Below are 11,723 nucleotides of genomic sequence, written 5' to 3' on the forward strand. Positions count from 1 at the left end.
CGCCTGTAGAAATACGGGGCCATAGCTCAGCTGGGAGAGCGCCTGCCTTGCACGCAGGAGGTCAACGGTTCGATCCCGTTTGGCTCCACCACTACTGCTTCTGTTTGTTGAAAGCTTAGAAATGAGCATTCCATTGTGATGATGGTGAATGTTGATTTCTAGTCTTTGATTAGATCGTTCTTTAAAAATTTGGGTATGTGATAGAAAGATAGACTGAACGTTACTTTCACTGGTAACGGATCAGGCTAAGGTAAAATTTGTGAGTGGCTCGAAAGAGCCAAATCGAATTTTCGGCGAATGTTGTCTTCACAGTATAACCAGATTGCTTGGGGTTATATGGTCAAGTGAAGAAGCGCATACGGTGGATGCCTTGGCAGTCAGAGGCGATGAAAGACGTGGTAGCCTGCGAAAAGCTTCGGGGAGTCGGCAAACAGACTTTGATCCGGAGATGTCTGAATGGGGGAACCCAGCCATCATAAGATGGTTATCTTACGCTGAATACATAGGCGTAAGAGGCGAACCAGGGGAACTGAAACATCTAAGTACCCTGAGGAAAAGAAATCAACCGAGATTCCCTTAGTAGTGGCGAGCGAACGGGGACTAGCCCTTAAGTGGCTTTGAGATTAGCGGAACGCTCTGGAAAGTGCGGCCATAGTGGGTGATAGCCCTGTACGCGAAAATCTCTTAGTCATGAAATCGAGTAGGACGGAGCACGAGAAACTTTGTCTGAATATGGGGGGACCATCCTCCAAGGCTAAATACTACTGACTGACCGATAGTGAACTAGTACCGTGAGGGAAAGGCGAAAAGAACCCCGGAGAGGGGAGTGAAATAGATCCTGAAACCGTATGCGTACAAGCAGTGGGAGCCCACTTTGTTGGGTGACTGCGTACCTTTTGTATAATGGGTCAGCGACTTATTTTCAGTGGCGAGCTTAACCGAATAGGGGAGGCGTAGCGAAAGCGAGTCTTAATAGGGCGTCTAGTCGCTGGGAATAGACCCGAAACCGGGCGATCTATCCATGGGCAGGTTGAAGGTTGGGTAACACTAACTGGAGGACCGAACCGACTACCGTTGAAAAGTTAGCGGATGACCTGTGGATCGGAGTGAAAGGCTAATCAAGCTCGGAGATAGCTGGTTCTCCTCGAAAGCTATTTAGGTAGCGCCTCATGTATCACTGTAGGGGGTAGAGCACTGTTTCGGCTAGGGGGTCATCCCGACTTACCAAACCGATGCAAACTCCGAATACCTACAAGTGCCGAGCATGGGAGACACACGGCGGGTGCTAACGTCCGTCGTGAAAAGGGAAACAACCCAGACCGTCAGCTAAGGTCCCAAAGTTATGGTTAAGTGGGAAACGATGTGGGAAGGCTTAGACAGCTAGGAGGTTGGCTTAGAAGCAGCCACCCTTTAAAGAAAGCGTAATAGCTCACTAGTCGAGTCGGCCTGCGCGGAAGATGTAACGGGGCTCAAACCATACACCGAAGCTACGGGTATCACGTAAGTGATGCGGTAGAGGAGCGTTCTGTAAGCCTGTGAAGGTGAGTTGAGAAGCTTGCTGGAGGTATCAGAAGTGCGAATGCTGACATGAGTAACGACAATGGGTGTGAAAAACACCCACGCCGAAAGACCAAGGTTTCCTGCGCAACGTTAATCGACGCAGGGTTAGTCGGTCCCTAAGGCGAGGCTGAAAAGCGTAGTCGATGGAAAACAGGTTAATATTCCTGTACTTCTGGTTATTGCGATGGAGGGACGGAGAAGGCTAGGCCAGCTTGGCGTTGGTTGTCCAAGTTTAAGGTGGTAGGCTGAGATCTTAGGTAAATCCGGGATCTTAAGGCCGAGAGCTGATGACGAGTTAACTTTTAGTTAACGAAGTGGTTGATGCCATGCTTCCAAGAAAAGCTTCTAAGCTTCAGGTAACCAGGAACCGTACCCCAAACCGACACAGGTGGTTGGGTAGAGAATACCAAGGCGCTTGAGAGAACTCGGGTGAAGGAACTAGGCAAAATGGCACCGTAACTTCGGGAGAAGGTGCGCCGGTGAGGGTGAAGGACTTGCTCCGTAAGCTCATGCCGGTCGAAGATACCAGGCCGCTGCGACTGTTTATTAAAAACACAGCACTCTGCAAACACGAAAGTGGACGTATAGGGTGTGACGCCTGCCCGGTGCCGGAAGGTTAATTGATGGGGTTAGCTAACGCGAAGCTCTTGATCGAAGCCCCGGTAAACGGCGGCCGTAACTATAACGGTCCTAAGGTAGCGAAATTCCTTGTCGGGTAAGTTCCGACCTGCACGAATGGCGTAACGATGGCGGCGCTGTCTCCACCCGAGACTCAGTGAAATTGAAATCGCTGTGAAGATGCAGTGTATCCGCGGCTAGACGGAAAGACCCCGTGAACCTTTACTATAGCTTTGCACTGGACTTTGAATTTGCTTGTGTAGGATAGGTGGGAGGCTTTGAAGCGTGGACGCCAGTCTGCGTGGAGCCAACCTTGAAATACCACCCTGGCAACTTTGAGGTTCTAACTCAGGTCCGTTATCCGGATCGAGGACAGTGTATGGTGGGTAGTTTGACTGGGGCGGTCTCCTCCTAAAGAGTAACGGAGGAGTACGAAGGTGCGCTCAGACCGGTCGGAAATCGGTCGTAGAGTATAAAGGCAAAAGCGCGCTTGACTGCGAGACAGACACGTCGAGCAGGTACGAAAGTAGGTCTTAGTGATCCGGTGGTTCTGTATGGAAGGGCCATCGCTCAACGGATAAAAGGTACTCCGGGGATAACAGGCTGATACCGCCCAAGAGTTCATATCGACGGCGGTGTTTGGCACCTCGATGTCGGCTCATCACATCCTGGGGCTGAAGCCGGTCCCAAGGGTATGGCTGTTCGCCATTTAAAGTGGTACGCGAGCTGGGTTTAGAACGTCGTGAGACAGTTCGGTCCCTATCTGCCGTGGACGTTTGAGATTTGAGAGGGGCTGCTCCTAGTACGAGAGGACCGGAGTGGACGAACCTCTGGTGTTCCGGTTGTCACGCCAGTGGCATTGCCGGGTAGCTATGTTCGGAATAGATAACCGCTGAAAGCATCTAAGCGGGAAACTAGCCTCAAGATGAGATCTCACTGGAACCTTGAGTTCCCTGAAGGGCCGTCGAAGACTACGACGTTGATAGGTTGGGTGTGTAAGCGCTGTGAGGCGTTGAGCTAACCAATACTAATTGCCCGTGAGGCTTGACCATATAACACCCAAGCAATTTGCTTGCTTCGAGCTGAAAAGCGAAAGAGCACCAGATTGCGGTGTGTGAAGACGAAATGAACCGAAAGTTCGACTCTTGCAAACACCGAAAGCTATCACATACCCAATTTGCTGAAGCGAGGCCTGCTGGTCGCGACTCAGTACCCGAATTTCTTGACGACCATAGAGCATTGGAACCACCTGATCCCATCCCGAACTCAGTAGTGAAACGATGCATCGCCGATGGTAGTGTGGGGTTTCCCCATGTGAGAGTAGGTCATCGTCAAGATTAAATTCCGAAACCCCATTTGCGAAAGCAGATGGGGTTTTGTTTTGCGCGGGCGGAAAGTGCGAGGGCGGGTCAGGGCGAGCTCTCGAATATCCTCAGGGACGGCGGGCCTGCCACCTTGGTCATTGATGCGCAAACATCCGTCAAAGTACCGTTGAGGAATTCAATGCAAAGTGTTTCTGCATTTTTGGTATGGTGCAGCACATTTTCCCAAGGATTGATCTTTCATCGCAGGATGCGGCGTCGACCCTCTTCAACGAGATGCTGTAGAAATGCCAGAACCAATACCGATCAAAGATCACGAAAAAGAAAACCGTCTTGTCAATAAACGCTTGCTCGCTTGCGCGCTACTGGTCATTGGCATCACATGCGCTCTGGTGGGGCGTATGTATTTCCTGCAGGTCGTACAGTTCGACTACCACTCCACAATTTCTGAGAACAACCGCGTCCACGTATTACCCATTACACCGACGCGTGGCCTTATCTATGACCGCAACGGTGTGGTATTGGCCGACAATCGCCCCAGCTACAACCTGACCATCACCCGAGAACGCACCACCGACCTCAAGGGAGAGTTGGATGCCATCGTCAATCTCCTGCACTTGCCGCCTGAGGACCGTGGGTTATTCGACAAGGCCTTGAAGCAAGCGCGCCATCCCTTCGTTCCAGTGACGTTGTTTTACGAGTTGACCGAAGAGCAAATTGCGTTGCTGGCAGTGAATGAGTTCCGCCTGCCGGGGGTCGATGTAGAACCACAGTTCGTCCGTCACTATCCGCTCGCCGCTCACTTCGCCCACTCCATTGGCTATGTGGGCCGTATTAACGAGAAAGAATCTAAGACCCTCGACTCGGTGGAGTACCGTGGCACGCAGTCTATCGGCAAGACCGGTATTGAGCGGTTTTACGAATCCGAGCTACACGGTCATGTCGGTTATGAAGAGGTTGAGACCAACGCCCAGGGTCGCGTGCTGCGCGTGCTCAAGCATACTGACCCGATCCCCGGCAAGAACATCGTCCTGAGCCTCGACGTCAAGCTCCAGGAAGCGGCTGAGGAGGCCCTGGGTGATCGTCGCGGCTCAGTAGTGGCACTTGACCCGCAAACCGGTGAAGTACTGGCCATGGTCAGCAAGCCCAGCTTCGATCCGAACCTGTTCGTAACCGGTATCAGCTTCAAGGAATATGCCGCGCTGCACGACTCCATCGACCGACCGCTGTTCAACCGTGTCCTTAGAGGCCTGTACGCACCGGGGTCGACCATCAAGCCAGAAGTGGCCATCGCAGGCCTAGACAGCGGTGTCGTCACCGCCCAAACCCGGGTTTTCGACCCGGGTTACTACCAACTACCCGACTTCGACCACAAATACCGCAATTGGAACCATAGCGGCGACGGTTGGGTGGATATGGACGCAGCCATCATGCGCTCCAACGACACATACTTTTACGACCTGGCCCACAAGCTGGGTATCGACCGCCTACACGACTATCTGGCGGAATTCGGCCTGGGTCAGAAAGTATCCCTAGACATGTTTGAAGAGTCAGCCGGCCTGATGCCGTCTCAGGCCTGGAAGCGCGCGACCCGCCGCCAGCCCTGGTTTCCAGGCGAAACCGTGATTCTCGGCATCGGCCAAGGCTACATGCAGGTCACGCCGCTGCAACTGGCTCAGGCCACCGCGCTGATCGCCAACAAGGGTGTATGGAACCGACCGCACCTGGCCAAAACGATCAATGGCGTGCCGCCCGTCGACGAAAACCCCATGCCGAACGTTGTACTCAAAGACCCGCGCGACTGGGAGCAGGTCAACCACGGCATGCAACTGGTAATGCACGATCCGCGCGGTATCGCTCGGGCCGCTGCGCAAGGTGCGCAATATCGCATCGCCGGCAAGAGTGGTACGGCCCAAGTGGTCGCGATCAAGCAGGGCGAGCGCTATAACCGTGAGAAGACATTGGAACGCCACCGCGACAATGCCTTGTTCGTCGGCTTTGCTCCCGCCGAACACCCGAAAATCGTGATCTCGGTGATGATCGAAAACGGTGAGGCCGGTGGTCGCGTTGCAGGACCGGTCGTGCGGCAGATCATGGATGCTTGGCTGCTGGACCAGGACGGTCACCTGAAGCCGCAATATGCAGCGCCAGCCAAGGCACCGGGTGAGCCGCGCGTCTAGGTCATGGCTTCCACTCGTCCCAGCGTTCCATATCCTCATAGGCGAGCCAGGGTACATCGTGGCTCGCCCATATGTGCGAGGTGGGACTGACGCCCGGATCATCATCCAGCGTTGCCACTCGCACAATTACATGGGGCTGCTGGCTACGCTCCGCCATCAGGTGTGAGCCGCAGCGTTTGCAAAAATGTCTGAATTTTCCCGGTGAAGACTCGAAGGCCGCGCGCAATTCCTCCCCTAACGTCCAGCGAAAATGTTCGCGCATCACCCCTGCCGTGGCGACAAACGCCGCCGCGTGTATCTTGCGGCAGCTCCTGCAATGGCAGTGGCTGATGGGCATATCCAAGATGTCCACCTGATAGCGCACACCTTTGCAAAAGCAACTTCCATTCAATGGTTCAGTCATAACGTATTGCCGGGTTCAAGGATGGGGTCATCATCATTGCTTACAACCTCAGGTTGCGCATTGTTTGATGTCGCCTACTGTCAATGGAGGAGGTGACTTATGCACGTATTAGATCGCATCGAGCGAAAAGTCCTGCTCAACGCTTCACGCAAACAGGTCTGGGAGGCACTGACCAACGCTGAGCAATTCGGCGATTGGTTTGGCGTCGCCCTTAAGGGCAAAGTCTTCGGGGTGGGAGAAACCATCGAGGCGCCGATTACCTATCCAGGTTACGAGCATGTGGTCTGGAAAGCCAAAATCGAACGCATCCTGCCACAGACATTGTTCTCTTTCTGGTGGCATCCCTTTGCGGTTGAGAAGGGCGTCGATTATGACCAGGAGACACCCACCTTGGTTGAGTTCACGATTGAAGATCGTGCTCCGGGCATTCTGCTTCGGGTTGTGGAGTCCGGCTTCGACGCAGTGCCCCAGGCTCGTCGCCAGAAGGCCTTCAAGATGAACTCTCGTGGCTGGGACGAGCAGATGGGTAATATCGAAAACTATCTGAACACTGCCCGTCGGGCATGACCCAAGCGGGCATCATTGCTGATGCCCGTGCTTACAGCTTTCAGCTCCCATGGCTGTAGTGACTTCCAGAACTTCCATGTGCCAAGAGCCCTGAGTCGGCTAATGCAATAAATGTGTGAGATTGCAGCCTGCGTACGCGTTTACCTGCCGCGCTGGCCCAGATGCCGCGTAGAATCAACGCCTGAAAGCGATTCCTGAGGTGCGGCAAGGTGGATTTACAGCAGGGTTTTGTCCTGACCCGGCATTGGCGCGATACCCCGGCGGGTACGGAGGTCAGTTTCTGGCTGGCCACGGACCAGGGCCCACAGTTCATCCGCCTACCCATGCAGACCTCGGTGATGTTCATCCCAGAGGCCCATCGCAAGCCGCTGGATTGGTTGCTCAAGGGCGAGCGTGATGTTGAATTGCGCCCCTTGCAGTTGTGCGATTTTCATCACCGCCCGGTCCTGGGCCTGTACACCCGCCAGCACCGCCAATTGATGGATGTAGAAAAACGCCTGCGCGCTGCCGGCGTCGACGTCTACGAAGCCGATGTACGTCCACCTGAGCGCTACATGATGGAGCGCTTTATCACCGCCCCGGTCTGGTTCGGTGGCACACCCGACGTCTCTGGCGCTCTGCGCGACGCGCAGATGAAACCTTCCGCCGACTACCGCCCACCGCTCAAACTGGTGTCCCTGGACATAGAGACCACCGCTCAGGGCGACCTGTACTCCATCGCCCTTGAAGGCTGCGGTGAGCGCCAGGTCTACATGCTCGGGCCACCGAACAAAACCGACGCAGTGGACTTCAAGCTCGACTACTGCGACACCCGCGCCCAATTGCTGGAGCGCCTCAACCAATGGCTCGCCACCTTTGATCCCGACGCCATCATCGGCTGGAATGTCGTGCAGTTCGACCTGCGCGTGCTCCACGAACACGCCCAACGCCTCAAGGTGCCGCTCATGCTTGGCCGTGGCGACGAACCCATGGCCTGGCGCGAACATGGCAGTCGCAACCATTACTTCGCCGCAGCGGCGGGGCGCCTGATCATCGACGGTATCGAAGCCCTGCGGTCGGCCACTTGGAGCTTTGAATCCTTCAGTCTGGAAAACGTTGCGCAGACCTTGCTGGGCGAGGGCAAGGATATCTCCACGCCCTACCAGCGCATGGACGAAATCAACCGCATGTTCGCCGAGGACAAGCCCGCACTGGCGCGCTACAACCTCAAGGACTGCGAGCTGGTCACGCGGATTTTCGAGAAGACCGAACTGCTCAAGTTCCTGCTCGAACGAGCCAGCGTCACCGGGTTGCCAGCCGACCGCAATGGCGGATCGGTCGCAGCATTCACCCACCTGTACATGCCGCTGATGCACCGCCAGGGTTTTGTCGCGCCCAACCTGGGCGACAAACCGCCCCAGGCCAGCCCCGGCGGATTTGTCATGGACTCACGTCCCGGTCTCTACGAATCCGTGCTGGTACTCGATTACAAAAGCCTCTACCCGTCGATCATCCGCAGCTTTTTGATCGACCCCGTGGGCTTGATCGAAGGCCTCAAGCACCCGGACGACAGCGAATCAGTGGAAGGCTTTCGCGGTGCGCGTTTTTCCCGTACGCGTCATTGCCTGCCGTCTATCGTCGCCCGCGTCTCCGAGGGCCGTGAAGTGGCCAAGCGCGAACACAACGCGCCGCTGTCCCAAGCTCTGAAAATCATCATGAATGCGTTTTATGGCGTGCTCGGTTCCAGCGGATGCCGCTTCTTTGACACACGACTGGCGTCCTCGATCACGATGCGCGGCCACCAGATCATGCGTCAGACCCGCGAGCTGGTAGAAGCTCAGGGCTATGAGGTGATCTACGGCGACACCGATTCAACCTTCGTCTGGCTCGGCAAGGCCCATTCCCAGGAAGCTGCCAGCCGTATCGGAGAGGCGCTGGTGCAGCACGTCAATGCGTGGTGGCGCGAACATCTGCACAGCGCATTTGGCCTGCAAAGCGCTCTGGAGTTGCAATACGAAACCCACTTCACGCGCTTTCTCATGCCCACCATTCGCGGTGCGGAGGAGGGCAGCAAAAAACGCTACGCCGGCTTGGTCACGCGTGCTGATGGCAGCGAAGACATGGTCTACAAAGGCCTGGAAACCGTGCGCAGCGACTGGTCGCCCCTGGCTCGGCAATTCCAGCAGGAACTCTACCAGCGCATCTTTCACCGCCAGCCCCATCAGGACTACATTCGCGACTACGTTCGCCGAACCCTGAGCGGCGAATTCGACGAACTGCTGATTTACCGCAAGCGCCTGCGCCGCCGGTTGGATGACTACGAACGCAACGTACCGCCCCACGTGCGCGCCGCGCGCCTGGCCGATGACTACAATGACCGCCTGGGGCGGCCGCGCCAGTACCAGCGCGGCGGTTGGATCAGCTACGTGATCAGCGTCAACGGCCCTGAACCGTTGGAAGTACGCCAAGCGCCCATCGACTACGATCACTACGTTACCCGGCAGTTGCAGCCGGTGGCCGATGCGATTCTGCCCTTTGTGAATGACGATTTCGGCACCTTGGTCGGTGGGCAAATGGGGCTGTTCTAACGATCAACACCCCTTAAAAGTGTGGGAGGTTATGCCTCCATCGATAGGAGAAAACGCTCATGTACACGCTCTACGGCACCGACGAATCCGGCTCTTGCATGATCGAAATCGCCCTGCAGCGCTGTGCGGTGCCGTGGCACCGAGTGGACGCCAGCTCCTGGCAGGAGAGCGAGGGCAGCGAAGCCTTGGCACGCATCAACCCGCTCAAGCAAATCCCCACGCTGGTCACTCCCGACGGGCAGGTGCTGACGGAAAGCGCCGCGATCCTCATTCACCTGGGGCTCGAATTTCCCGACTCGCACCTGCTGAACGGCGACCGGGCGCAGATCATCAGAGGCCTGGTGTATATCGCCGCCAACTGTTATTCGGCGATCGGCATCATTGACTACCCGCAACGTTGGTTGGGCAACGCCAATGAAGCGGCCCAAGTGCAACTCGCGACCGGCACTCGCCGCTATCTGCATCAGGCCTGGGTAGTGTTCGCCGATCAGTTCGAACAGCAGCTGTTTGCGCCGAACGGTGAGCCGAATGCACTAGGCATTATGGCGGCAGCAGTGTCGCGCTGGGATGACGCCCGTGAGGCGTTGGGCGGCTTGGCACCCGGCTTTGCCCAGACGTTGGCGCAGGTGGATGCCGATCCTGTCGTGGCCCCGGTTTTTGCGCGGCATTGGCCGGAGTGGAAGGTCTCGTAATGTTTCCGCAATCAACGGAAACAATCACGGATGTCCGCGCCAAACCCTTGCGTAGCGGGCGTCCTGACCTACGCTTTCTTAAAGCGCTGTAGGAATCATCCTTGAATTTGACTGTCGCAGACATGAAACTCAAGAACCCTGCATGGAATTCAAAGGAGGTGCGCATGCTCATCCGGTCGCTGACCCTGGCTACCTTGATGGCTTTTACGGGGCCGCTGTTGGCTGCTGATGATATCAACCCGCTCAAGCAGGATCTGGGCAAGGCCCGGCCGTTGGTGGTGGTTGAGCTTGATTCAGGCAACTCCACGCTGGCGACCCTTAAGAAACAACTGGACGAGCCCGCCATCAAGCAGTCCTTTGAAGAGCGCGCCATGGTGTTCTACACCGTGAAGTTCGGCAGCATTGGCGCCGAAGGCGAGAAGTTCGCCAAGGACCCAAAGGACAATAAAAAGCTAACGCCGCCCGAAACCAATGCACTGATCCGCGCACTCAAACTTGGCGCTGGCAGCGGCACTAAGGTGATCCTGATCGGCAAGGATGGCGATAAGAAACTTGAGAAGACCGTGCCACCGGATACCCTCGACTTGAAGGAATTCTTCAGCACCATCGACCAGATGCCCATGGCGGAGAAAGAAGCCGCTGCCGCCGCAGAACCTGAACCCGCCCCACCAGCGCCAGCCAAGGGCGCCAAGCCCGCAAAGCCGGGCAGCAAGCCAGCCCCTCAACAACTGGATGACTGAACCCGAAACCCTGTAGGCCACGCCGCCTACAGGGTTTTTTGTGGCTTACGCACCGGAAACGGAAAGTAGAAAAACCGCAAAAACGCCACCCGCTTGATCACTTCCCCGATCAACAACGGCACCACCACAGCCACGACAAAACCGATACACGCCGCGACAAACGCATGCAGCCCCAGCCGCTCCATCAGGTCAAACGTCTTGTGCTGGATCTCGCCATGGAAGATCAACAAAATCAGCGTCGATTGGCCAATATAGGTCATCGCCCGGGTAATCAGGGCCGACACCATCAGCACCCGTGCCAGCGCCCAGCACACGTAAACACCAATCACCGCCAGCAGGCTGGTCCACAGCCAGTGGTCGTAGCGCCGTTGCGCCAGGTCCATGGTGTCGTGGCTGTAGATGAACACAACCGCGAACAGCGCCACCGAAAGCAACAGGGTCAGCACTGACCCCGCATGGGTACGCAGCCAGTCCCGCAGCAGATAGCCGTAGACGAAACACGCGCTGCTGATCAGCGTGATGTCCAGGCTGAACGGCAAGCCGGGCAGTACCCAGGTTTGCCCGCCGACCGTCACCGGCAATTGCCAGAACCAGGGCAGCATCCAGATGCCGATCAGCAGCGGCACCAGCATCAGTACACAACTCACGGCCAGCGAAAGACGCTGGATCAACCGTAGCAGCACCCAACCAAAAAGAATCGCCACCCAAAAGTGCGGCAAAAACCAAAGAGCCTGCCATGGGATGGTGTCCACCGAGGCATACAACACGCCGCCGATATCCGGCAGCAGCGGCTGGCCGCGCAGCAGATCTCGCACGATCACGTACACCAGCATGGTGAAGAAAAACGGCTTGAGCAGGCCATCCGCCTTACGCACCGCCATCTCGAGAAAGGGCTGTTCAGGCTTGAAAAGGACCCCCGACAGAAAGAAGAACAAAGGCAGCACGAACGACGCCAGGATCAGATACATAAGGTCCGGTGACGTGGCGACAAACCAACTGTGGGCATACACGATCACCAGGATGCCTATGCCTTTGGCGATGTCCATTTGGATCCAGCGATGTTTCATCTGCGTT

General features: G+C 56.3%; 7 protein-coding genes, 1 tRNA gene and 2 rRNA genes. 8 read left to right on the top strand and 2 right to left on the bottom strand.

Annotated elements, in window-relative coordinates; genetic code table 11:
* Nucleotides 1-15 precede the first annotated feature (15 nt).
* The 4 genes from LRO94_RS10125 to mrdA all read left to right on the top strand — a co-directional run bounded on the left by LRO94_RS10125 (nucleotide 16) and on the right by mrdA (nucleotide 5,680).
* A tRNA-Ala gene (locus LRO94_RS10125) sits at nucleotides 16-91 on the top strand.
* Nucleotides 92-338: 247 nt separating this feature from the next.
* Nucleotides 339-3,230: ribosomal RNA gene (locus LRO94_RS10130) — 23S ribosomal RNA — on the top strand.
* Between the two features lie 169 nt (nucleotides 3,231-3,399).
* Nucleotides 3,400-3,515: ribosomal RNA gene (gene rrf, locus LRO94_RS10135) — 5S ribosomal RNA — on the top strand.
* Between the two features lie 272 nt (nucleotides 3,516-3,787).
* Nucleotides 3,788-5,680, top strand: a complete 1,893-nt coding sequence (gene mrdA, locus LRO94_RS10140) for a penicillin-binding protein 2 (RefSeq protein ID WP_032888193.1) — start codon at nucleotides 3,788-3,790, stop codon at nucleotides 5,678-5,680.
* Between the two features lies 1 nt (nucleotide 5,681).
* Here the strand turns inward: mrdA and LRO94_RS10145 are convergent, their stop codons facing one another.
* Nucleotides 5,682-6,083, bottom strand: a complete 402-nt coding sequence (locus tag LRO94_RS10145; RefSeq protein WP_032888194.1) for a GFA family protein — start codon at nucleotides 6,081-6,083, stop codon at nucleotides 5,682-5,684.
* Nucleotides 6,084-6,182: 99 nt separating this feature from the next.
* On the opposite strand from LRO94_RS10145, the gene LRO94_RS10150 reads away from it, so the two are divergent.
* The 4 genes from LRO94_RS10150 (at nucleotide 6,183) to LRO94_RS10165 (ending at nucleotide 10,649) form a co-directional block, all read left to right on the top strand.
* The gene (locus LRO94_RS10150) at nucleotides 6,183-6,650 is read left to right on the top strand and encodes an SRPBCC family protein (protein ID WP_032888196.1); all 468 of its coding nucleotides are present in this window, start codon (nucleotides 6,183-6,185) and stop codon (nucleotides 6,648-6,650) included.
* 209 nt (nucleotides 6,651-6,859) lie between these two features.
* Entirely contained in the window at nucleotides 6,860-9,217 is a 2,358-nt protein-coding gene (locus LRO94_RS10155; RefSeq protein WP_179179286.1) for a DNA polymerase II, read from the top strand.
* 59 nt (nucleotides 9,218-9,276) lie between these two features.
* Complete coding sequence (locus LRO94_RS10160) at nucleotides 9,277-9,909, top strand: glutathione S-transferase N-terminal domain-containing protein (protein ID WP_095186478.1); 633 nt, start codon at nucleotides 9,277-9,279, stop codon at nucleotides 9,907-9,909.
* A 164-nt stretch (nucleotides 9,910-10,073) separates the two neighbouring features.
* The gene (locus LRO94_RS10165) at nucleotides 10,074-10,649 is read left to right on the top strand and encodes a DUF4174 domain-containing protein (RefSeq protein WP_032888204.1); all 576 of its coding nucleotides are present in this window, start codon (nucleotides 10,074-10,076) and stop codon (nucleotides 10,647-10,649) included.
* A 26-nt stretch (nucleotides 10,650-10,675) separates the two neighbouring features.
* On the opposite strand, the gene LRO94_RS10170 is transcribed toward LRO94_RS10165, so the two are convergent.
* The gene (locus tag LRO94_RS10170; protein WP_099601513.1) at nucleotides 10,676-11,716 is read right to left on the bottom strand and encodes an acyltransferase family protein; all 1,041 of its coding nucleotides are present in this window, start codon (nucleotides 11,714-11,716) and stop codon (nucleotides 10,676-10,678) included.
* Between the last annotated feature and the right edge of the window lie 7 nt (nucleotides 11,717-11,723).

The sequence above is a fragment of the Pseudomonas sivasensis genome (assembly GCF_021391435.1).
In the GTDB taxonomy this organism is placed as follows: Bacteria; Pseudomonadota; Gammaproteobacteria; order Pseudomonadales; family Pseudomonadaceae; genus Aquipseudomonas; species Aquipseudomonas sivasensis.